Here is a 22059-nt window from a genome sequence, read left to right on the forward strand (position 1 = left end):
TGTGTCGCGGCCGCCCCTCACCCCAGACATCGTGCCTCCCAAAAGCACTCGGTCCCGGCTTTCGCCGGGATGAGCGGAGTTCCTGCGTGAGACCCGTCTTCATCAATGTCGGCGAGCGGACCAACGTCACCGGCTCGGCCAAATTCCGCAAGCTGGTGGTCGAGGGCGATTATCCCGCCGCCCTGGACGTCGCCCGCCAGCAGGTCGAGGCCGGCGCCCAGATCATCGACATCAACATGGACGAGGGCCTGCTGGACGGCGTCGTCGCCATGCGGACCTTCCTGAACCTGATCTCGGCCGAACCCGACATCGCCCGCGTGCCGGTGATGATCGACAGCTCCAAATGGGAGGTGATCGAGGCCGGCCTGAAATGCGTCCAGGGCAAGCCTATCGTCAATTCGATCTCGATGAAGGAGGGCGAACAGGCCTTCCGCGATCACGCGATCAAATGCCTGCGCTACGGCGCCGCCGTCGTGGTCATGGCCTTCGACGAGGTGGGCCAGGCCGACACCGCCGCCCGCAAGATCGAGATCTGCACCCGCGCCTACGACATCCTGGTCAACGAGGTCGGCTTTCCGCCCGAGGACATCATCTTCGACCCCAATATCTTCGCCGTGGCGACGGGGATTGAGGAGCACGACAACTACGCCGTCGACTTCATCGAGGCGGTCAGGGTCATCAAGGCCACCCTGCCCTATGCCCGCATCTCGGGCGGCGTGTCGAACGTCTCGTTTTCGTTCCGCGGCAACGAGCCGGTGCGCCGGGCGATCCACAGCGTGTTCCTGTACCACGCCATCAATGCGGGCATGGACATGGGCATCGTCAATGCGGGCGACCTGCCCGTCTATGACGACATCGACCCTGTGCTGCGGGAAGCCGTCGAGGATGTCATCCTGAACCGTCCCCAGCGGACAAACGTGTCCAATACCGAACGGCTGGTGGACATGGCCCCGTCCTACAAGGGCGAAAAGGGCGCGGCCAAGGTGGTCGATCTGAAATGGCGCGAAGGCACGGTCGGTGAGCGCATCACCCACGCCCTGGTCAACGGCATCACGGAATTCATCGAGGCCGATACAGAAGAAGCCCGCCTGTCGGTCGAACGCCCGCTGCACGTCATCGAAGGTCCGCTGATGGACGGGATGAACGTCGTCGGCGACCTGTTCGGCTCGGGCAAGATGTTCCTGCCGCAGGTGGTGAAGTCCGCCCGCGTTATGAAGCAGGCTGTCGCCTGGCTGGAACCCTTCATGGAGGCCGAGAAGGCCGGCAAGCCGCGCGAGCAGGCGGGCCGCATCCTGATGGCCACCGTCAAGGGCGATGTCCACGACATCGGCAAGAACATCGTCGGCGTCGTGCTGCAATGTAACAACTACGAGGTCATCGACCTCGGCGTCATGGTCCCGGCCGACCGCATCCTGGACGAGGCCAAGGCCCACAATGTCGACATTATCGGCCTGTCCGGCCTGATCACCCCGTCGCTGGACGAGATGGTCTTCGTCGCCGCCGAGATGGAGCGGCGCGGCTTCGACATCCCCCTGCTGATCGGCGGCGCCACCACAAGCCGCACCCATACGGCGGTCAAGATCGAACCGGCCTACCGCCGGGGATCGACCACCTATGTCGTCGACGCCAGCCGCGCCGTCGGCGTGGTGTCCGGCCTACTGTCCGCGACCGACAAGGCCCGGAACGAAGCCGCCACCCGCGACGAATATATCCGCATCCGCGAGCAATACGCCCGCGGTCAGGAGGTGAAGGCCCGCGCCACCCTGCCCCAGGCGCGCGAGAACCGTTTCCGCACCGATCCCTCCCAGCCCATGCCCGGCGCCCCCTCCTTCATCGGCGTCAAAGCGTTCGACGCCTGGGACCTGCAGGACCTGGCCGACCACATCGACTGGACACCCTTCTTCGCCAGTTGGGAGTTGATCGGCCGCTATCCGCTGATCCTCGAAGACGAGACCGTGGGCCAGGCCGCGCGCGACCTGTTCCAGGACGCCCAGGCCATGCTGAAGCGCATCGTCGAAGAGAAATGGTTCACGGCCAGGGGCGTCGTCGGCTTCTGGCCCGCCCGTGCAGTCGGCGATGACATCGCCGTGTTCAGCGACGAAACCCGGTCGAAGGAAATCGCCCGCTTCCACACGCTGCGCCAGCAGATCAAGAAGTCGAACGGCAAGCCGAACCTGGCCCTCTCGGACTTCATCGCCGAGGACGGCGACGACTATATCGGCGCCTTCGCCGTCACCGCCGGTCATGGCGAACTGGAGATCGCCAAACGGTTCAAGGATACGGGCGACGACTATTCGTCCATCCTGGCCACCGCCCTGGCCGACCGCCTGGCCGAAGCCTTCGCCGAACGTCTGCACAAGGAAGTCCGCACCCAATTGTGGGGCTACCGGGCGGACGAAATCACCAGCGTCGACGACCTGATCGCCGAACAGTATCAGGGCATCCGCCCTGCCCCCGGCTATCCGGCCCAGCCCGACCATACGGAAAAGGCCACTCTGTTCCGTCTGCTGAACGCGGGCGAGAACGCGGGCATGGCCCTGACCGAAAGCTACGCCATGACGCCCCCGGCCTCGGTCTCGGGCCTCTATTTCGGCCATCCGGGCAGCCATTACTTTGGCGTCGGCAAGATCGACCGCGATCAGGTCGAGGACTACGCCCGCCGCAAGGGCATGACACTCGCCGAGGTCGAACGCTGGCTGTCCCCCATCCTCAACTACGATCCCCACGCCGCACCACGCGAAACGGCGGCCTGAGCCAGGGCTCAAGCCGCCGTTCGAGATCAGACCGGCAGAGCCGTAATCGGCTCAGTTGATGCCGACGCTTTCCAGCGTCGCCGGCGGCGTCGTGATGTTCTCGCGGATGCGGCGCGCGGCGTGTTCGCACCGCCCCGGCAGGCCGAAGAACAGACCGAACGACTGGCTGCGGGCCTCGGCGTCCGGGTTTTCGATCAGCGTGGCCCATTGCGCCTTGACCGCAGCGACGGCCCGATCGGCCTCCGCCTTGCTGGCGGCGGACTGACGCGGCGCGGCGGCGGCCAGGGCCGTGCGGAAGTCCTGCGCCTCAAGCCGTCCCAGACGCACCAGTTCGACATCCTCGGGCGCATGGGCCGGCAGGGTGTCGCCCAGATCGGCATGACCGCTGACCAGCGCATCGCACCAGGCCACCAGCGGATAATCCGCGCTGGGCGCCCCACGCGGCAGCGGTCGCGCATAAGCGATCGCCTCGCGCGTCTTAAGCGCATCGGCGCTTTCCGCCGAGCGATTGCCCGTGACGATCGGACCGTCCTGCGATTGCGCCATGACGGACCCGGCGGCCAGCACGGACAGAACGGAGAGAGCGGGAGCGAGCAGTTTCAGCATGATCTTCCTTCAATGCGACACAGACGAGCGCCGATCACCAACGCTCGCCCGCGCCGATGGTTTTTCTACGGCGACGCTCAAACGAAAAAGGCGGCGGAGCGTGGCCCCGCCGCCTCAGTTCGTGGTCTTGTTAAGACTTAGAAGCGGTAGCGCAGACCGAAGCGGACCGTTCTTGGGGACTGATAGCTCCGAGGCAGCCCATAATACGGCGCACGCGCGGTTGCCGTATTGGCGCTTGTGCGAACAAGTCCTTGCTCGACAACACGGGTGACTTCATCGTTATCGAACACGTTAAAGATGTCGATCGAAGCAGTCAGAGCCCCCTTCGTCTCGGTCTGAAGCAGATTGAAGTTCATATTCAGATCAAGCTGATAGGTCCAGTCGGTCTCCCCTTGCGAACCACGCGGCGTCGAAATCACAGCATTGTTCGCACCAATGGGGCAGTACCATCCCGAGGGCGTGCCCGTTTGCGGAGATAGGGGATCGACGGATACTGGTACACGTCCCAAGCAACCATAGTGCCTTCCCGACTGCGCGGTAAAGTTGGCGCCCACGCTAAAGAAATCATTGGGAGCATAAGATCCAAACAACTTTAGAGTATGCCGGTGGTCGTTCGGCAAATACCCGTAAGCACCGAGAGAATTCGCGGCGTGATCATAATCCTGAGTAATAGATGTATCGGTCTGACCAATGTCGGACTTCACAGCACCTTCATAGTTACCCTTGGATTCCGACAGGGTATAGGAACCTTGTAATCCCCACACACCGTCGAATGGACGCTCAAACGTGAACTCGAGAGCCTGATAGGTGCGCTCAACTGCCGGCAGCTTCAGGTCATCAGCGGTGAGTTCAATCTGTTGCGGATTGTAGGCCGGGTTCGGCGAGCCGTCTGCAAGTGTTCGAGTATCGCCCTGAAGATCGATGAACACGGATGCGCCATCACCCGGGTTGATCAGAACGTAAGGGAAGATCGACGCGAATGCCGAGTCGCCGATCCCTGTCTGCCCACACGCAGTGTTGGTGCGCACGCAGTACCGCACGATGGCGTCCCCGATAGCCGTATCTTCAATGGCCTGTTCTAGGTTGCGGTTTACGTACCGAACACCTGCTGACCAGTCAGCAAACATTCCATCTGTGAAGCTATGCTCGTAGCCGAGTACGAATTCACGCTCGAACATCGGCTTCAAACCAGCCTCAGACACGGTGCGTGGATCAGGCGCGCCGGGAGGGCTGAGATAGTCGATTTGACGACGAGTACCGAGAACAGGATAATTCCCATTCAGCACCAGTGGGCCTGTAGCGCCGCCAGTGCGACTGGCATCGAAATACTCGTCCGTGTAAACCTCACCAGAAGATGCACGAATAGACGTATTTGTTGCAATAGGCAGATAGTAGTCGCCAAACGAACCGTAGATGCGGTTGACACCGTCATCAAGAGGATCCCAGTTGAAGCCCAAACGCGGAGCCCACTGGTCGTCTACCTTGATGTAGCTCTCTCCATCGACGTTCTTGTAATCATACTGATCGTTACGAACGCCAAGCTGCAGAGTCAGATTTGGCAGAACATCCCATGAGTCTTGAACGTAAAGTGCTGTCTGCTGCGCCGTAAAGACACCGTTATTTGCGAACGTGAGTTTTTCAACGCATCCGGCCGCCGGAGTACCCGCAGGACAATCGCCCTGCGCAAGCGCGTAGTAGAGCGCACCACCGGAGTAGGCACTGCTAGCGGAAGACGTAAGATCTTCCTTGTCATAGCCAACGCGAATATGATGCTCGCCCATCAGCTTGACATAGAAGTCACCGTCTACACGATAGGTCTCACGAACATCTTCACCCTCAAGGTTATAGGGGCCCGCATGAAGACCGGCAGTGATGAAGTTGCCGCCGGCCGCCACATAGTCACGGATGCCAGGCAGGCTGATCGGGTCTCCATAATCAAGGTAAGCGTTTTCCTGCCGACCATACAGCGCCGAGAGCGTAAACCAGTCGGTGAATACGCCAGTGTATTTATATATTTGGGTTATGCCGCCAGCATCTGCGTAAACAGGCGCTGTTTCACGAAGATAAGCATCCGTATTAGCGTCATAGGTCTTCGTAATAGTCTGAGTAGTTGTCTTGTCGTTAATGATGGTGGCTTCCAGCCGGTGTTCCGGATTCAGCACAAAGTCCAGCTTCACAGCCCATCTTGGATCGTCGTAAGATGCATAGCTTTGAGTACGAGTATCGACAGGATTTCCGTTCGGATTTGAGGCGCTGTATGCGTAAGTACGCGACCGAGCACCAGACGTTTCTACATCTCGAATATTATATACGCCGAAAACAAAGAGGTGATCCTTCCAGATCGGTCCACCAAGATACGCTGTGTAATCCTTGAGCTCGCTCTCCGAGTATTGGTTGAAGTTCTGGATGCCAGCCGCGTTATTCCCTCCAGCCTGATAGGAAACACCCCGCGTGCTACGCAGCCCGTTAGGCGTCCAGTACGTGCTGACGCCACCCGTCCATTCGTTGGTTCCCGATCGCGTGACGATATTGACCACCCCGCCCGTCGCACGGCCATACTCGGCTTGGTAGCCACCGGTCTTGGTGTCGATGGTTTGAATGAAGTCGAACGGCAGTTCGCCATAGCCCAGGAAGCTACGCTGATCCGTAACGTTCAGACCGTTAATGTAGTAGACGCTTTCGGCGGCAGAGGTGCCCGACAAAGAAACGAGAGATTGATTCCGACGCGAGCCGGCCGCGATGGTTGCATCAGGCGCACTGGCGCCGGGTGTAAACAGGGTGACAGCATTGATGCTACGACCAGTCGGGACACGATCAGCGAATTCCTGCACATCAACGCTCAGGCCGGTATCGGTCCGGCTGAAATCTTGGGTTTTGCGCGCGCCCGTAACCACGATGTCGCCCAGATTTGTCGCGGTGCCAGCCTCCGCCACCGTGAATGCGTAGCTACTACCCCCAGGGGACACGGTAATACGGTCGGTGGTCGAGCCGGAAGACGAGGTTATGGATATTTCGTATGACCCAACTGCCAATGCAGGCAGACGGAAGGCGCCGTTTGCGTCGGTGGTCGTCGTGCGCACCGTACCTTGCCCCGACGTGGTGGAGACGGACGCTCCTGCTACTCGCGCACCAGACGCATCGGACACCGTCCCAGAAAGGATGCCGCTCGTGTAGTCTTGGGCTACAACCGACGTGGGCATCAACATAGCCGCAGCCGGCACTGTAAAAGCCAGGAGGGCTCCCCCAATCATTGTTGATTGCAGCAGCCGCTGACGGATCGTTTTCGATGTCAAAATTCGTCCTCCTCCGACAATAACCCGATGATTGCATAGCCATCAGCGCGGGTTTTCATGCGACAAACGCATGATGCGACAGTGACTATGGCGTGATGAGCAAGTTACGGTAGGGCAAATCGCCACGCCCACTTGAAGTTTAAGCAGTATGTCGCAATCTCGCCACAGGGTGGACACTTCGTGTATCCGGCCTGGCTTTCCAATTCGCCTCAGCGCTGGATTGTCACTCGCGACGCATAGGGCGCCGGTTCAGGGGTGCAGGAGGCGGCGAGCTGGATTGTGGCGAGACACAGCACGGCGGCGGCGACGAGCGCGAGCCGATTTGATACAGCGGCGAGGATCGAACGGGCCATGGCGGGCGCTCCGGCAATGATGACCGAAATCCTGACGCAAGCGGCGCGCCAAGCGGGCGGAGTGATGAGCGCATGATCCCGTTCGTGCGGACGTTCGACTTCGCCTATGGGCGGCGCGATCAGGTTTCGCCGCTGGTGCAGCGGGTGGTGGCGGACAATCCGGGGCCGTTCACCTTCACCGGCACGGGGACCTACATTGTCGGGCGGCCGGAGGCGGGCGCGGCTGTGGCGGTGATCGATCCGGGACCGATGGATATGACGCATCTGGATGCGCTTCTGGCGGCGACGGCGGGGCGGCGGGTCAGCCATGTGCTGGTGACCCATACGCATCGGGATCATGCGCCGCTGGCGCGGCCGTTCGCCGATGCGACGGGGGCGCCCATTCTGGCGGCCCGGCCTCCAGCCCGCGAAACCCATGCGTCCGGCGCGCTGGACGAGGAGGAGGACGGCGATTTCGCGCCCGACGTCGTGCTGAACGGCGGAGAGGTCCTTGAGGGCGACGGCTGGACGCTGGAGGCGATGTTCACGCCCGGCCATGCGTCGAATCACATGGCCTTCGCCCTGCGCGAGGAGAACGGCCTGTTCTGCGGCGACCATGTGATGGGCTGGTCCACGACCGTCGTGGCGCCGCCGGACGGAAACATGCGCCACTACATGGCCAGTCTGGACGCCGTGATCGCGCGGGACTTCGACGTGTTGTGGCCCACGCACGGTGCGCCGATCACCGAGGTTCGGCCGTTCCTGGCGGCCTATCGCGCCCACAGGCTGGATCGCGAGGCGCAGATCGCGGCGCGTCTGTCGGCGGGCGATCGGACCATCGCCGACATGGTGCCGGTCCTTTACGCCGCCGTCGATCCGCGCATGTGGCCGGCGGCGTCGCTGTCGGTGCTGGCCCATCTGATCAAGCTGGTCGAGGACGGACGGGCGGTCTGCGACGGCGATCCGGGCCTGGGGGCGCGGTTCAGGCCCGTTTGACCCGAGGATCAGCGGGCGTCGGCCAGTTCGTCTGCAATGCGCGCGGCCAGGCGGCAGGTCGCACCCCCGTCTGGGCGGGAATCGCGGGCGGCGACGCGGATGTCGGTGCGGCCGGGACGGATGCGAACCACCGCGTCGCTGACGAAGCCGAACCATGCGCCTTCATGCGTGGCCTCGACCTCGAAGGTTGTGGCGCGGTTCACCACGAAGCCGGCGTCCACCAGGGCCGACGTCGCCTGCTGCGCCAGAATCTGGCTGGGGATGGCGACCACCGCCTCGCACGAGGCCGGCGTCGATCCGCGATGCAGGGCGGCGACGGCGCGCGAGAAGGCCGGCGGCTCCGCGACATTGGTCGTGACGTCGCGCGGCGTCGGCGTCGCGTCCCGGCCCTGACGCTCCATGAAGCCCGCCACCGCCGCGCCGGCGAACACCAGGGCCGCGAGCGCGTAAGCCCCCCTGCCCCGTATGTCGCGCAGGGCCAGCACCACGGCGACCAGGGCTCCCGCCAGACCGAACCAGGCCAGGGCGCGCGCCACCGTCCAGGTCAGCAGATCATAACCGACCGAAAGATCGACGCTGCCGAACCGCACCGCCGCGACGGCCGCCACGATCAGCACCAGCGGCGCCGCCGCGAGCGCCGTCAGCCACGGCAGGATGGCGGGAACGGGCTTTCGGATCGGCATTCAGGCTCCGGTTCGGCTCAGGCGCCCCATCAGGCGGCGGTCGGCAGACGGTAGTCCTTGAACCGTTCGCGCAACAGCTTCTTGTCGATCTTGCCGGTGGCGCCCAGGGGGATTTCGTCCACCGCGACGACATCGTCGGGCATCCACCATTTGGCGATCTTGCCCTGCAGGAAGTCCAGATGCTCCTGCGGATCCAGCGCCTGGTCCGGCTTCAGCTTCAGGATCAGCACCGGCCGCTCGTCCCATTTGGGATGGGCCGCGCCGATCACGGCGGCGATCTCGACCTTGGGGTGGCCCACAGCGATGTTCTCGATCTCGATGGAGCTGATCCATTCGCCGCCCGACTTGATGACGTCCTTGGCCCGGTCGGTGATCTGCATGAAGCCGATCTCGTCCACCGTGGCGACGTCGCCGGTGTCGAAGAAACCTTCGTCGTCCAGGATAGAACTGTCGTCCTTGAAATACCCCTTGCTGATGGTCGGCCCCTTGACCATCAGCCGGCCGAAGGTGGCGCCGTCGTGCGGAAGTTCGGCGCCCGCCTCGTCCTTCAGCTTCAGTTCGATACCCAGGGGCGGCACGCCCTGTTTGAGCCGGTACTTCATCTGCTCGTCATAGGGCAGTTTCAGGATTTCGGGCGGCAGGTTGGCGATGGTGCCGATGGGCGAGGTCTCGGTCATGCCCCAGGCGTGGGTGACCTCCACGCCGAAATCCTCCTGGAAGCCGCGGATCAGGCTTTCGGGACAGGCCGAGCCGCCGATCAGAACCCGTTTCAGGGTCGAGAAGCCCAGGCCGTTCTGCTTCATATGGGCGAACAGCCCCTGCCAGACGGTGGGCACGGCGGCCGAGAAGGTGACGCCTTCCTGTTCGATCAGCTCATAGATCGACGGACCGTCCATCTTGGCGCCCGGCATGACCAGTTTGGTCCCGGCGGCGGGCCCGGCGAAGGCGATGCCCCAGGCGTTGGCGTGGAACATCGGCACGACCGGCAGGATCACTTCCTTGGGCGTCGCGCCCATGACGGTGGCCTGCAGCCCCATGAAGGTGTGCAGGAAGTTGGAGCGGTGCGAATACAGCACCCCCTTCGGATTGCCCGTCGTGCCCGAGGTGTAGCACAGGCCGCAGGCGGTCTGTTCGTCGAAATCGCCCCAGACCACCTCGGTCGACTGGCCGGCTATGGCGTCCTCATAGGCCACGGCCTTGGGCAGTTTAGTCTGCGGCATATGGGCGGCGTCGGTCATGATGACGACGCGCTCGACCTTGGGGATGTGCGGCAGGATGGCGTCCAGCAGCGGCACGAAGGTCAGGTCGACGAAGATGATCCGATCTTCGGCGTGGTTGATGATATAGACTAGTTGTTCGGGGAACAGGCGCGGGTTCAGGGTGTGGCACACCGCCCCGATGCCCATGATCCCGTACCAGGCCTCGATATGGTTGGCGCTGTTCCAGGCCAGGGTGGCCACACGGTCGCCCGGCTTGATTCCCCAGTCCTTCAGGGCGTTGGACACCCGTTTGGCGCGGTCGTGGATGGCGGCGTAGGTCGTGCGGACGATGGGCCCCTCGACCGAGCGGGTCACCACTTCGCGCTCGCCGTGCCAGTTCCTGGCGTGATCGATGATCTTGTCGACCGTCAGCGGCCAGTCCTGCATCAAGCCCAGCATATCGTTTCCTGTTCCTTGGGTGCGTCTGGTTGGATGCGACGCTTGGGTGGACGCTAACATTGGTGATCAGCGATAAGCAACGTGCCGCAACGTCAGCCGCAGCGCGACGGATCGTCCCCCGTGGCGCTGGCGGCGCGGCCGCTCTAGAAGGCGCCGCATGACCATATTGATCGCGATCACGGGCGGCTCCGGCTCGGGCAAGAGCACTCTGGCGGAGGCGCTGGTTTCCGCCCTGCCGGACGGCGCGGCCGTGCTGGTGCGCGAGGACAGCTATTACAAGGACGCCGCCTCCCTGCCCGGCTTCGACGCCGCGACGTTCGACTTCGACGACGTGTCGGCGCGCGATCACGACCTGATGATCGCGGACCTGAAGGCGCTGAAGGTCGGGCGGCCGGTGACGGCGCCGGTCTATTCCTTCATCCACCATGGGCGCGAGCCGGGCGGCGAGCCGATCCCGGCGTCCCAGGTGGTGATCGTGGAGGGCACCCATGTCCTGTGCACCCCCGACCTGACCGCCCTGTTCGACATCCGGGTGTTCGTGGACACCCCCGCCGACATCCGCTTCATCCGCCGCCTGCTGCGCGACCAGGCCGAGCGCGGCCGGTCTGCGGATTCGGTCGTGGCGCAATATCTGGCCACGGTTCGTCCAGGCCACGAGCGCCTGACAGAACCGTCGCGCACCCACGCCGACTTCATCGTCGCCGACGCCACCGCCGCCGTGCGCCTGGAAGACCCCCAGGCCGTGGTGCGCCTGGCCGCGCCGGTCCTGGCCCATCCGCTGTTGCAGGCCCTGCTGGACGATTAGCGCCAAAGATCCCTGATGCAGTGCATCGGCGGGACCGTGGGGACCGGTTGTTGGTCTGCAGCGCTGGCGGCGAGGTCGCGGGCCTCTTGCGCCTCGGCCTCGCGTTTCATCGCCTTGATGCGTGCAAGACGAAAGGGAACGAAAAAGGCCGCCTCCTTTCGGAAGCGGCCTCTGATCTTGCGGCTTTCGCCGGGGTCTTAACGACCGCCGGGAACGCGCGGCTTCGGCGCGGGCAGCAGGCCCTCGCGTTGGGCGCGCTTGCGAGCCAGCTTACGGGCGCGACGGACGGCTTCGGCCTTTTGACGGGCGCGCTTTTCCGACGGCTTTTCGTAATGCACGTGGCGCTTCATTTCACGGAAGCTGCCTTCGCGCTGCATCTTCTTCTTGAGGGCTTTCAGCGCTTGATCGACGTTATTATCGCGAACGAAAATCTGTACCAGGTTGAACTCTCCTTTGGCCGCCCGCCGCGTCCTGTGAGGGAGACGGGCGAACAAAATAAAATCGTCTTCCGATGGCCGAGCCGTCGGATGAAGGCGCGCTGATACACGAGCCGCCCCTTCCTGTCCAGATCGTCGCGACCATTCTTCATGGCTCGAAACACGGCAACGACAGGCGTATGATCGCGGCCATGACCGATGCGACAGACTGGGCCGAGCGGACCGAACAGACCGTGCTGGACGCCGCCATCGCGCGTGCGCCGGCGCTGGGCTGGAACGCGCGTCTGGTGCGGGAGGCGTGCGAGGCCAGCGGACTTTCGTTGGGCGACGAAGAGTTGCTGCTGCCCAATGGCGCGCGCGATCTGGCCGCCCTGCTGTCGCGCCGCCACGATTCGCGCGCCTTGCTGGCCCTGTCGACCATCGCGCCCAAATCGTTGAAGATTCGCGAGCGAATCGCCCGCGCCGTGTCCGAGCGGATGGAGGCTGGCGCCGCCGACCTGGAGGCCACGCGCCGATGCGCCGCCTTCCTGGCCCTGCCCGTCAACGCCGATCTGGGGCTGAAACTGGCGTGGGAGAGCGCGGACCATCTGTGGCGCTGGGCCGGGGACGAGGCGACCGACTGGAACCACTATTCGAAGCGGACCATCCTGTCGGGCATCCTGATCCCGGCCCTGACCATGCGCTGGTTCGACGGGCGCAAGGCGGCGGAAGCCTTCGTCGCGCGCCGGATCGAAAATGTCATGGCGTTCGAGAAGTGGAAGGCCGGCAAGGACTTCGATGCGCCGTTCCGCAAGGTGAGCGAGACGTTGAGCCGGATGCGGTATGGGGCGAAAGCCTAGAGATCACACCCAAATTGCCTACGCCAACAACCCATGCAACCATCGCACCAAACGGAGGTTGCGGGATGCGGAAGACTATCGTCCTGAGTGGGGTTGGTGCTTTGGCAGGGTCAGCGCTTTTAGGCGTACTGTCTTATCAAGAGCCGCCGTCGCGAACGAAACCGAAGGTCTGCTGGGTCGAAAGCAAAGCGATCCCCAATGGCGTTTTCAGCGTCTTGAGATGTAACGAAGCGAAGATCGGCTAGATCGAGCCCAGCACCCGGTTCACATGCGCCATTTTGCGACCGGGGCGGGCCTCGGCCTTGCCGTAGAGGTGCAGGCGTTCATCAGACTTGGCCGACAGTTTCCGCCAGGCATCGACCTCGTCGCCTAGCAGATTGGTCATTTCGATGCGGGCGTGGGCGGTCGTGGGGCCAAGCGGCCAACCCGTCACGGCGCGGATATGCTGTTCGAACTGGTCACAGACGCAGCCGTCCTGGGTCCAGTGGCCGGTGTTGTGGACGCGCGGGGCGATCTCGTTGACCAGAATGACGTCGTCTCCGAGGTCGAACAGTTCGACGCCCAGCACCCCGACATAATCCAGCCCGTCCAGAATCGCCTCGGCGATGGCGCGGGCGCGGACCTGGGTCGTCTCGTCCACCGCCGCAGGGGCCAGGGTGGTGCGCAGGACGCCGCCCTCGTGCCGGTTCTCGCCCAGGGGATAGACCGCCATATGACCGTCCCAGTCGCGCGCGGCGATGACCGACAGTTCGCGCACGAAGGTGGCCTTGGCCTCCAGGATCGCCGGGCGGCCGCCCAGGCTCTCCAGCGCAGCGGGCGCATCCTCGATGGCATGGATCCAGACCTGGCCCTTGCCGTCATAGCCCTCGCGGCGGGTCTTCAGCAGAGCCGGCACGCCCAGCGTCGCCAAGCCGAGGACCAGATCGTCCAACGTATCGACCACGGCGAAGGCCACGGTCGGGGCGCCGACGGCGTTGAGGAAGGTCTTTTCGTCCACCCGGTCCTGCGACACGCGCAGCGCGGTCGGTCCCGGCGCGACCAGGGCGCCCGCTTCCGCCAGACGCTCGATGGAATCGGCCGGCACGTTCTCGAATTCGAAGGTGACGACATCGGCGGCGCGGCCCAGGGCCGTCAGGGCGTCGGGATCGTCATAGGCCGCAACGATCTGATGCGCCGAGACGCGGCCCGCCGGGCTGTCGGCCTCGGGGTCCAGGATGACGACGTCGAACCCCAGGCGCGAGGCGGCCTGGCTCAGCATCCGGCCCAGCTGGCCTCCGCCGATGATGCCGAGGGTCGAACCAGGGGGAAGCGGAAGGCTGGGCACTCAGTCCTCGACGGATTCTGCGACGGAGTCGGTCTGGGCGGCGCGGAAGGCGGTCAGCCGTTGGGCCAGGGCCGGATCCGACAGGGCCAGGATTTGCGCGGCCAGGATGCCGGCGTTGGCGGCGCCCGCCTCGCCGATGGCCAGGGTCGCGACCGGCACGCCCGCCGGCATCTGCACGATGGACAACAGACTATCCATCCCCTTCAGCGCCTTGGATTTCACTGGCACGCCCAGCACCGGCAGTTCCGTCATCGACGCGGCCATGCCGGGCAGATGGGCGGCGCCGCCGGCGCCCGCGATGATGACTTTGAACCCTGCGGCCTTGGCGCCTGTGGCGAAGGCGACCAGACGTTCCGGTGTGCGGTGGGCGCTGACGACCTTGGCCTGCCAGGCGACGCCCAGCTGGTCCAGCTTGTCGGCGGCCAGTTTCATCGTCGGCCAGTCCGAACGACTGCCCATGATGATCGCCACCGGGGTTTCGGAAGTCGCCATGTCTGCAAGGCCCCTCGCGGAAAGGCGCCCGTTACAGCACCGACGGGGCCCCCGCAACCGCAAGCCCGCGGTTTCCGACGCGCGGCGGCTTCAATGTCGTGGAATCACGCTCTACCATCGCTCGACCCTGCGCGACGCCTTAAGTGAGTCGCGCGACCGGAGCCCTTCCTGCGCCGTGACCGACGTGGCCGAACACGACCTGACCGCCGAGATCGCGCGCCTGCGCCTGGAGCTGGACGCCTGGAAGTCGCGCGCCGCCGCCGCCGAGGCCGCCGCCGATCACGATGTGCTGACCCCCGCCCTGAACCGACGCGGCTTCATCGGGGCGTTGCAGAAGACCATGGCCTATTGCCAGCGGCACGGCGTGCCGGCGGTTCTGCTGTATCTGGACATGGACGGCTTCAAGAGCGTCAACGACCGTCTGGGCCATGCGGCGGGCGACGCCGCCCTGATCGCCGTCGCCCGCCTGTTCCTGGCGAACCTGCGCGAATCGGATGCGGTCGGCCGTATGGGCGGCGACGAGTTCGCGCTTCTGATGCTGCACGCCGGACTGGACGAGGGCCGGGCCAAGGCGCGCCAGCTGGCCGAGGCGCTGCAGACCGAAGGCTTCGTCTGGGACGGCCAGAAGACGGAGTTGGGCGGGTCGTTCGGCGTCCGGGCCTGGGACGGTCACACCGACGCCGAGGCCTGGCTGGCCGAGGCCGACGCCGCCATGTGGGTGCGCAAGAAGGGGCGCTGAGCGCGCCCCTCCCCGTCCCGCCGCCTATAGCGGCAGTTTCAACTGGATGCCGCCCATGTGGCTGTCGGCGTGGTCGCCGAAACGGCCACGATAGCCGACCGTGACCTTGACCGGCCCGACCGCGCCCTCCACGCCCGCAGACGCCAGGAACTGACCGCCGAACGGATCGTCGATCTCGCGCGACAGGACCTGGGCCGGGTTGTTGTAGAGGCCGACGCGGACCGGATCGGAACTGTCGTCCAGCGCGTCGCGATAGCCCCCTTCGGCGAACAGGCCGAACCGCCCCATCTCCGCCTCGGCGCGCAATGAGACCTCGCCGGTCAGGGCCTTCACGGTGCGGTCGCCATACTGATACTGGGCCGCGACGCCCCGTTCGTAATAGCCGTCCACGTCGCTGGAGACATAGGCCAGGGCCGCGCGGGGCGACAGGGCGACGCCGCCCATGTCGAACCACATCCCGCCCTGCAATCGCGCGCCCGTGCTGAGCGCCCGCGTCTCGGCCGTATGGACGATGGGGGCCAGGCTGGTGGTGCGCTCGATGTCGTCGATATTGTCGCGCGCCACGCCGACCGCCGCGTTGACGAACATGTCGCCCGAGCGCCAGCCGCCATAGACGTCCAGGCCGAAGCTTTCGACGTTGAACCGCAGCGCCTGGCTGTCCACATCCGACTTTCGCGCCGATCCGGCCAGGCCGAAGCGCCAGTTGGCGGACGGCCCCGCCTCCAGCGCGATCCGCGCGCCCCAGCCATCGCTGGAGGCGCTTGCGACCGGGCCGCGCGCATCGGTGTCCACGCTGTCGATCAGGGCGGCGGTGGTGACGGCCACGCCCGCCTCCCACGGCTGACGGCCCGACAGGGCGTCGCTGGCCGCGTCCAGAGCATCCTCGCGGTGGCGATAGGTGGTCTCGCCCTGCAGGGTCGATTGGGCGCCGATGTCGCCGTAGTAGAGGTAGTCGGTCGCCAGTTGGGCGATGATCCGATGCCCGGCCGCCGTCGGGTGAACGCCGTCGAAGTAGAAATAGCTGTCGGGGTTCGAACAGACCGTGACGCCGTTGAAGCAGGTCTGAGTGATGTTGGTGATGCCGAACAGGCCTGGATTGGCGGCCAGTGTGTCGCCGATCTTGAACAGGTCCATCATGATGATGTTGCTGCCCGGCCGCGCGCCGGCCGTGGTCGTCAGCCCCGTTTGCAGGGCGGTATTGAACGTCGTTACGGCGTAATCGGCCAAGGGCGCGGCGGCCGTTCCCCGGAACTGAGGCGTCAGGCTGAGCTTGGGCAGGTTGGTGACCAGAACGGTCCCGGCGCCCGCGCCCGCCACGGTGTTGACCAGGGTATTGATGTTGGCGGCCGCCCCGGTGGCGACGGGCGTGATGGCCGCGACCGGGCTGGCCGAGGCGCCGGCGGCGGGCAGCCCCTGGAAGATGTCGTTGGCGCCGCCCAGGACGCTGACCAGATCGGTCGAACTGAACCGTCCGCCCGCCGCCGTATAGCGCGACAGCTGGTTCAGCATGCCGAACGGCACGCCGGCCGAGGCGTCGGTGCGCGAGCCGCCGAAGGCGTAGTTGATGCTGCCCGTCACCGAGCCGTTGAAGTTGGCGGCGTTGAAGCCCAGCAGTTCGACGAAGGTCGGGCCGTTCGAGAACCGGCGGGCGTAGGGTGGCGACGGCGGCTGCGTGCCGCCCCAGATCAGATACAGATTGCCGTTGTCGCTGAGACTGTCGCCGAACACGACGAGACGGTTGTAGGTCTGGGCCGAGGCCGACCCTGCAAAGGCGCAGGCGGCCAGCGCCAAGGCGGCGACGGCGCCGCCGGTGATGAAGCGTGACATATGGATCCTCCCCAGCCGTCGTGTGTCGCGGCCGTTGCGGCTGAGGATGCGCCAGTCAGCGCAGATGGCAAGATGCCGTTACGTCAGCCTTCGGAAGATTTTCCGCGCTGTGGCTTAATGCAGGGTACGGAACTTCAGCGTGCCGGGCACGGTCTTCAGCGCCCGCAGCGCCTCCGGGTCGTAATCGCGATCGACGTCGGTGATGACATATCCCGTGCGCTCGTCCGTCTTCAGGTGCTGGCCCAGGATGTTCAACCCCGCCGCCGCAAGCGCCCGGTTCAGTTCGGCCAGGACGCCCGGCTGGTTCCTGTGGATGTGCAGGATGCGGTGTGCGCCCGACACCTCGGCCAACTGCACGTTCGGCAGGTTGACGCTGAAGGTGGTGTCGCCCCGGTTCAGATAACCCAGCAGTCGTTCGGCCGCGAACTCGGCAATGGCTTCCTGCGCCTCTTCGGTCGAGCCGCCGATGTGGGGCGTCAGGATCATGTTCTTCAGCCCCTGCAGCGGGCTTTCGAACGGATCGGCGTTGGTGCGCGGCTCCTCGGGGAAGACGTCCACGGCGGCGCCGGCGATCCGGCCCGATCCCAGGGCCTGCGACAGGGCGCCGACGTCCACCACATGGCCGCGCGACAGGTTCAGGAAGAGCGCCCCCTCCTTCATCCGGGAGAATTGGGCCGCGCCGAAGATGTCGGCGTTCTCACGCCGCCCATCCACGTGCAGCGTCACCACGTCGCTTTCGGCCAGCAGGGCGTCCAGCGAGCGCATCCGCCGCGCATTGCCCAGCGCCAGCCGCTCGGACAGGTCATAAAACAGGACCCGCATCCCCAGGTTCTCGGCCAGCACCGACAACTGACTGCCGATGGCGCCGTATCCGACGATGCCCAGGGTCTTGCCGCGCAGCTCCTTGGAGCCGGTCGCCGACTTGTTCCACTGGCCGACATGCATGGCCGCCGACTTGTCCGCCACGTCACGCATCAGCACGATCATCAGGCCGATGGCCAGTTCGACCACCGAGCGCGTGTTCGAATAGGGCGCATTGAACACCGCCACACCGTGATCGGACGCTGCCTCCAGATCGATCTGATTGGTGCCGATACAGAAGGCGGCGACGGCCATCAGCCTGTCGGCCTCTTCCAGCACCCGGCGCGACACCGTGGTCTTTGAGCGGATGCCCAGCACATGGACGCCCTTGATGGCGGCGATCAGGTCGTCTTCGTCCAGCGCGCCCTTCTGGGTTTCGACCGAATAGCCCGCCTCCTCCAGCCGTTCGACGGCGGCGGGGTGGATGTTTTCAAGCAGCAGCATCTTCATGCGGCTGCGCGGGAAGGACCATCGGCCGGCCAGACCCTCGGCGTGCAGCACCTCGTCCAGAGACGCGGCTTCTGCATCGGCAACTTCGACGACCGGTGCGCGGCGCGCGACCTCGGTAAAGGCGTAGAAGGCGTCGGCGGCCCCGGCGATCTTGACCTCCGCGTCGTTCCAGCCGTCGCCGATCATCACGACACGGCCCGACAGGTTCAGGGCGTGGATGGCGGCGGGCTTGCCATTGTCGCGCGACAGGGGGTTGGCGTCGTCGACGCCCGTCACACGCCCCTCGGCGTCATAGATCAGGTCGTTGCACAGCACGCGGTCCGGCGAGACGCCAAGTTCCCGAGCGACCGGCGCGATCACGTCGCGGAAGCCGCCGGAGAGGATGACGATCTTGCCGGTATTCTGCTGGAAGAAGTTGAGATTGCGCCGAACCGACGCCGTCAGCCGATCCGGCGCGGTTTGCGCCAGAGCGTGCACGTGGTCGCGGGTCAAGGGAAGCAGCGCCAGACGCTGGCGCAGCGCTTGGCCGAAATCCAACGCCCCGGCCATGGCCTTGTCGGTCAGCGACGCGATTTCGGCCCTGATCGCATCGGCGTCCGGCGACCCCGCCAGGGCGATGTCGGCCAGGGCTTCAAGGGTCTCGAAATCGACCAGGGTCGAATCGAAGTCGAAGATCAGGGTGGGGCGCGCAGTCATGGGGCGCGTCTTAGCGGCCTTCGCGCACGCAGCATAGCCAAGCCGTGCTGATGACGGCGCACAGTTGCGCTTAAACCATGCCGCCCGGCGGGGATTTCACCCGCCGGGCGGCACGTCTATGTCAGAAACGCACGATCCGGCGCACGCGGCTGTCCGGGCGGCGGCTTTCCAGCACGGCGGCGCCGACGGCGGCCGCAATGGTGGCGACGGCCAGAAGCGCCCCGCCCTCTCGCGCATGATCGCGGGCGTAGGCGCCGGCGTCATCCGCATAGCGACGTGCGGTCTTGCCGTGCTTCTTCATGGCCTTCTTGGAGCCCTTGCGAGCCGAGCGGAACCATTCGTCGGCGCGGTCGCGCGCATCATAGGCGACATCTGCGGCGCGGTGGCGAGCTTCGCGCGAGAAGTCGGCGGTCTGCTCGCCAACCTCTTCCGCCCGGTGGCGGAAGGCGTCCACCGCGTCGTGGAATCGGTCGCGCAGTTCGGCCGTATCCACCCATCCGCGCGGGTCGATGCGGGTCTTGATCCGTTGATAGCGGGTCGGGCCGGTGCGCTGCGTCAGATAGACGACCGCCACAGCGCCCAGCACCAGGGCGGCCAGGCTGCCGGCCGTGATGCCGGGATGTTTGCGAATTTCTTCAATCGGATCGATGTCGCGGATCATCGGCGGGACCTTTTCGTCGGAATGGCGTGTCAGGCGGAGCGACGGCTCCGCTTGTCGCAAAAGAGCGAACCGCGCCGAAAAGGGTTCCGTCGCGCATGCGTCGCTCGGCCCTGACGCTGCGCGGGATTGCCCCCTTATCAACGGCCGCCCGGGCGCCTACATAGCCGCGATCCCGAAATAACGTCGCCAAAGGACCTCGCCGTGACCGATCACGCGCCCGAAACTCCCATTTCCGACGATCTGGCCGCCGCCTTCCAGATCGAGGGCTGGCCCGTGCGCGGCCGCCTGGTCCGCCTGGGCGCCGCCATCGACAGGATTCTGGCCGCCCACGCCTATCCCGAGCCGGTCGCCGCCCTGCTGGGCGAAGCCTGCGCCCTGGCGGCCCTGATCGGTTCCAGCCTGAAGTTCGAGGGTCGGCTGCTGGTCCAGGCCCAGGGCGACGGTCCCGTGCGCTATGTCGTCGCCGACTACGGCACCGACGGCTCCTTGCGCGGCTATTGCCGCTATGACGCGGCCGAGGTGGCGGAGGCGTCGAACGGTTTCGCCCGTCCCGGCGCGCGGTCGCTGTTGGGCCAGGGCGTCTTCATCATGACCCTTGATCGCGGCCCCGACTTCGAGCGCACGCAAGGCATCACCCCCATCGAGGGCGAAAGCCTGTCGCTGGCCGCCGAACACTATTTCCAGCAGTCCGAACAGGTGCCGACCAAGGTGCGCCTGGCGGTCGGCGCGGTCGAGACCGAGGCCGGGTCGCAATGGCGCGCCGGCGGGGCGATGATCCAGATCATCGCCGGCGACGAGGCGCGTGGATCGACCGAGGAGGTGTGGGACCGCACCCGCGCCCTGTTCGGCACCCTGGCCGACGACGAACTGATCGACCCGACGATCTCGCCCGAGACCCTGCTGTTCCGCCTGTTCCACGAGGACGGGGTGCGGCTGGAAGGCGCGCGCGAACTGACCGCCGTCTGCCGTTGCTCGCGCGATCGGATCGCCTCGGTCTTGGCGTCCTTCGATCCCGCCGAGCGGGCCGACATGCTGGAGGACGACGGCAAGATCCGCGTCACGTGCGAATACTGCGCCACAGTCTATGCGCTGGACCCCGACGAGGTGGTCGCCGAACAGATCTGAACGGAAAAAGGGCGGCTCCGAGAGCCGCCCTTTTTTGATCTAGCCTTCCAGATCCAGCGAATAGCCCGCAGAGCGGACGGTGCGGATCGGATTGGCGCTGTCGTCGCCGATGGACAGGGCCTTGCGCAGGCGGCCGACGTGGACGTCCACCGTGCGGGCCTCGACATAGACGTCCGAGCCCCAGACCGCGTCCAGCAATTGCTCGCGGCTGAACACCCGGCCCGGGTGCTGCATGAAGTGGTCCAGCAGGCGGAACTCGGTCGGGCCGAGGTGAACCTCCTTGCCGTCGCGCTTCACGCGGTGAGACACCCGGTCGATGATGATGTCGCCGTGGTTCAGCCGGTCGTCGGCCAGACCGGGGCGAATCCGGCGCAGCACGGCGCGGATGCGGGCGATCAGTTCGACCATGGAGAAGGGCTTGGTCAGATAGTCGTCGGCCCCGGTGTCCAGCCCGCGCACGCGGTCGCTCTCCTCGCCGCGCGCCGTCAGCATGATGATCGGCAGGTTGCGCGTCTCGGCCTTGCCCCGAATGCGACGGCAGACCTCGATGCCCGACAGTTTGGGCAGCATCCAGTCCAGCAGGACCAGGTCGGGCTGGCGCTCGTCGATCTGGAGCATCCCCTCCTCCCCGTCGGCGGCGACGGTGACGTCGTAGCCTTCCTTTTCCAGATTGTACTGAAGCAGGGTCGCCAGTGCGTCCTCGTCTTCCATCACAAGGATATAGGGCTGCACGTCGGGTCTCCGGTCTCGGGTCAGTGCGTGGAAAGGTTCGGCGTCGGATCGGAATCCTCGGCCGTGGGCTGGGCGCGCGGACGTTCGCCCAGAATGTCGTCGCCGGTGATCTCGTAGTGGACGGTCTCGGCGATATTGGTCGCGTGGTCCCCGATCCGCTCCAGGTTCTTGGCCATGAACAGCAGATGGGTGCAGGCGCCGATCGTGCGCGGGTCGCCCATCATATAGGTCAGCAGTTCGCGGAACAGGGCGTTGTAATGCTCGTCCACCTCGTCGTCGGTCTGCCAGACGGCGACGGCGCGATCCAACTCGGACGCCGTATAGGCGTCCAGCACGTCGCGCAGCCGGGTCGAGACCAGCCGGCCCATCCGTTCGATGGAGCGGGTCAGGGGCTGCATCGGCTCGCCCTCGGCCAGGATCAGGGCGCGTTTGGCGATGTTCTTGGCCAGGTCGCCGGTGCGCTCCAGATCGGTGGCGATCTTCATGGCGCCCAGGGTGCGACGCAGGTCGCTGGCCACCGGCTGGCGCAGGGCGATCAGGCGAATGGCCTTCTTCTCGATGTCCCGGTGCAGCGCATCCAGCTTCAGGTCGCGTTCGACCACCGCGCGCGCCAGGGCGATGTCGCGCCGGGCGACGGAGTCGATGGCGTCCGCGACCTGGGCCTCGGCCAGGCCGCCCATGCGTGCGACCTCGGCCGTGATCTGGTTCAGTTCGTCGCCATAGGCTTTGACGGTGTGCTGGTTCATCGGA

The 22059-nt window shown here is 65.5% G+C and carries 19 protein-coding genes and 1 pseudogene; 6 read left to right on the top strand and 14 right to left on the bottom strand.

Annotated elements, in window-relative coordinates; translation table 11 throughout:
- The first annotated feature begins 86 nt into the window (after positions 1-86).
- Positions 87-2753 (top strand): methionine synthase, encoded by a 2667-nt coding sequence (gene metH, locus B3Z70_RS11440; protein ID WP_292023396.1) that lies wholly within the window; start codon positions 87-89, stop codon positions 2751-2753.
- A gap of 51 nt (positions 2754-2804) precedes the next feature.
- On the opposite strand, the gene B3Z70_RS11445 is transcribed toward metH, so the two are convergent.
- From B3Z70_RS11445 to B3Z70_RS11455, 3 genes are all read right to left on the bottom strand, one after another.
- Positions 2805-3359: a hypothetical protein gene (locus B3Z70_RS11445; RefSeq protein ID WP_292023399.1), complete on the bottom strand. Its 555-nt coding sequence runs from the start codon at positions 3357-3359 to the stop codon at positions 2805-2807.
- Between the two features lie 137 nt (positions 3360-3496).
- Positions 3497-6652, bottom strand: a complete 3156-nt coding sequence (locus B3Z70_RS11450) for a TonB-dependent receptor (protein WP_292045604.1) — start codon at positions 6650-6652, stop codon at positions 3497-3499.
- A gap of 209 nt (positions 6653-6861) precedes the next feature.
- Entirely contained in the window at positions 6862-7005 is a 144-nt protein-coding gene (locus B3Z70_RS11455) for a hypothetical protein (protein ID WP_292023403.1), read from the bottom strand.
- 72 nt (positions 7006-7077) lie between these two features.
- Between B3Z70_RS11455 and B3Z70_RS11460 the strand changes: the two genes are divergently transcribed.
- Positions 7078-7980: an MBL fold metallo-hydrolase gene (locus B3Z70_RS11460; protein ID WP_292023404.1), complete on the top strand. Its 903-nt coding sequence runs from the start codon at positions 7078-7080 to the stop codon at positions 7978-7980.
- A gap of 8 nt (positions 7981-7988) precedes the next feature.
- Here the strand turns inward: B3Z70_RS11460 and B3Z70_RS11465 are convergent, their stop codons facing one another.
- Positions 7989-8663, bottom strand: a complete 675-nt coding sequence (locus tag B3Z70_RS11465) for a DUF1499 domain-containing protein (RefSeq protein ID WP_292023406.1) — start codon at positions 8661-8663, stop codon at positions 7989-7991.
- Positions 8664-8692: 29 nt separating this feature from the next.
- Positions 8693-10321, bottom strand: a complete 1629-nt coding sequence (locus tag B3Z70_RS11470) for a long-chain-fatty-acid--CoA ligase (protein ID WP_292023407.1) — start codon at positions 10319-10321, stop codon at positions 8693-8695.
- Between the two features lie 157 nt (positions 10322-10478).
- Between B3Z70_RS11470 and udk the strand changes: the two genes are divergently transcribed.
- Positions 10479-11126 (top strand): uridine kinase, encoded by a 648-nt coding sequence (gene udk, locus B3Z70_RS11475; RefSeq protein ID WP_292023409.1) that lies wholly within the window; start codon positions 10479-10481, stop codon positions 11124-11126.
- Positions 11127-11323: 197 nt separating this feature from the next.
- Here the strand turns inward: udk and rpsU are convergent, their stop codons facing one another.
- On the bottom strand, positions 11324-11566 hold the full coding sequence (rpsU, locus tag B3Z70_RS11480; RefSeq protein ID WP_087120183.1) for a 30S ribosomal protein S21: 243 nt from the start codon (positions 11564-11566) through the stop codon (positions 11324-11326).
- Between the two features lie 188 nt (positions 11567-11754).
- Between rpsU and B3Z70_RS11485 the strand changes: the two genes are divergently transcribed.
- The gene (locus tag B3Z70_RS11485) at positions 11755-12402 is read left to right on the top strand and encodes a COQ9 family protein (RefSeq protein ID WP_292023412.1); all 648 of its coding nucleotides are present in this window, start codon (positions 11755-11757) and stop codon (positions 12400-12402) included.
- A gap of 241 nt (positions 12403-12643) precedes the next feature.
- Here the strand turns inward: B3Z70_RS11485 and B3Z70_RS11490 are convergent, their stop codons facing one another.
- Positions 12644-13726, bottom strand: a complete 1083-nt coding sequence (locus tag B3Z70_RS11490; RefSeq protein ID WP_292023414.1) for a 5-(carboxyamino)imidazole ribonucleotide synthase — start codon at positions 13724-13726, stop codon at positions 12644-12646.
- Positions 13727-14218, bottom strand: a complete 492-nt coding sequence (purE, locus tag B3Z70_RS11495) for a 5-(carboxyamino)imidazole ribonucleotide mutase (protein ID WP_292023416.1) — start codon at positions 14216-14218, stop codon at positions 13727-13729.
- Positions 14219-14393: 175 nt separating this feature from the next.
- On the opposite strand from purE, the gene B3Z70_RS11500 reads away from it, so the two are divergent.
- A complete protein-coding gene (locus B3Z70_RS11500) occupies positions 14394-14957 on the top strand; it encodes a GGDEF domain-containing protein (RefSeq protein WP_292023418.1) in 564 nt (187 codons plus the stop codon).
- A gap of 24 nt (positions 14958-14981) precedes the next feature.
- Here the strand turns inward: B3Z70_RS11500 and B3Z70_RS11505 are convergent, their stop codons facing one another.
- The 4 genes and pseudogenes from B3Z70_RS11505 to B3Z70_RS11515 form a co-directional block, all read right to left on the bottom strand.
- On the bottom strand, positions 14982-16784 hold the full coding sequence (locus B3Z70_RS11505) for an autotransporter domain-containing protein (protein ID WP_292023420.1): 1803 nt from the start codon (positions 16782-16784) through the stop codon (positions 14982-14984).
- A gap of 114 nt (positions 16785-16898) precedes the next feature.
- Positions 16899-18128 carry a phosphoglycerate dehydrogenase gene (serA, locus tag B3Z70_RS17205; RefSeq protein ID WP_349677239.1) on the bottom strand — a complete coding sequence of 410 codons (1230 nt, stop codon included), beginning with the start codon at positions 18126-18128 and terminating at the stop codon, positions 16899-16901.
- Between the two features lie 135 nt (positions 18129-18263).
- Positions 18264-18791 (bottom strand): annotated as a pseudogene (locus tag B3Z70_RS17210) (HAD-IB family phosphatase); the annotation flags it as partial.
- Between the two features lie 121 nt (positions 18792-18912).
- Positions 18913-19452, bottom strand: a complete 540-nt coding sequence (locus B3Z70_RS11515; RefSeq protein WP_292023425.1) for a hypothetical protein — start codon at positions 19450-19452, stop codon at positions 18913-18915.
- 201 nt (positions 19453-19653) lie between these two features.
- Between B3Z70_RS11515 and B3Z70_RS11520 the strand changes: the two genes are divergently transcribed.
- Positions 19654-20577, top strand: coding sequence for an Hsp33 family molecular chaperone (locus B3Z70_RS11520; RefSeq protein WP_292023427.1), 924 nt, complete (start codon positions 19654-19656; stop codon positions 20575-20577).
- A 39-nt stretch (positions 20578-20616) separates the two neighbouring features.
- Here B3Z70_RS11520 and phoB read toward each other — a convergent pair whose 3' ends face one another.
- A complete protein-coding gene (phoB, locus tag B3Z70_RS11525) occupies positions 20617-21309 on the bottom strand; it encodes a phosphate regulon transcriptional regulator PhoB (RefSeq protein ID WP_248118897.1) in 693 nt (230 codons plus the stop codon).
- Positions 21310-21329: 20 nt separating this feature from the next.
- A complete protein-coding gene (gene phoU, locus B3Z70_RS11530; RefSeq protein WP_292023429.1) occupies positions 21330-22055 on the bottom strand; it encodes a phosphate signaling complex protein PhoU in 726 nt (241 codons plus the stop codon).
- Positions 22056-22059 lie beyond the last annotated feature (4 nt).

The sequence above is a fragment of the Brevundimonas sp. UBA6550 genome (assembly GCF_002434505.1).
Taxonomy (GTDB): domain Bacteria; phylum Pseudomonadota; class Alphaproteobacteria; order Caulobacterales; family Caulobacteraceae; genus Brevundimonas.

Bases quoted from the DNA above. Each gene is read 5' to 3' on its own strand.
- B3Z70_RS11455 (WP_292023403.1), bottom strand. From the start codon at position 7,005: ATGGCCCGTTCGATCCTCGCCGCTGTATCAAATCGGCTCGCGCTCGTC.
- phoU (WP_292023429.1), bottom strand. From the start codon at position 22,055: ATGAACCAGCACACCGTCAAAGCCTATGGCGACGAACTGAACCAGATC.
- B3Z70_RS11485 (WP_292023412.1), top strand. From the start codon at position 11,755: ATGACCGATGCGACAGACTGGGCCGAGCGGACCGAACAGACCGTGCTG.
- B3Z70_RS11465 (WP_292023406.1), bottom strand. From the start codon at position 8,663: ATGCCGATCCGAAAGCCCGTTCCCGCCATCCTGCCGTGGCTGACGGCG.
- B3Z70_RS11505 (WP_292023420.1), bottom strand. From the start codon at position 16,784: ATGTCACGCTTCATCACCGGCGGCGCCGTCGCCGCCTTGGCGCTGGCC.
- B3Z70_RS11470 (WP_292023407.1), bottom strand. From the start codon at position 10,321: ATGCTGGGCTTGATGCAGGACTGGCCGCTGACGGTCGACAAGATCATC.
- B3Z70_RS11460 (WP_292023404.1), top strand. From the start codon at position 7,078: ATGATCCCGTTCGTGCGGACGTTCGACTTCGCCTATGGGCGGCGCGAT.
- udk (WP_292023409.1), top strand. From the start codon at position 10,479: ATGACCATATTGATCGCGATCACGGGCGGCTCCGGCTCGGGCAAGAGC.
- purE (WP_292023416.1), bottom strand. From the start codon at position 14,218: ATGGCGACTTCCGAAACCCCGGTGGCGATCATCATGGGCAGTCGTTCG.
- B3Z70_RS11445 (WP_292023399.1), bottom strand. From the start codon at position 3,359: ATGCTGAAACTGCTCGCTCCCGCTCTCTCCGTTCTGTCCGTGCTGGCC.
- B3Z70_RS11515 (WP_292023425.1), bottom strand. From the start codon at position 19,452: ATGATCCGCGACATCGATCCGATTGAAGAAATTCGCAAACATCCCGGC.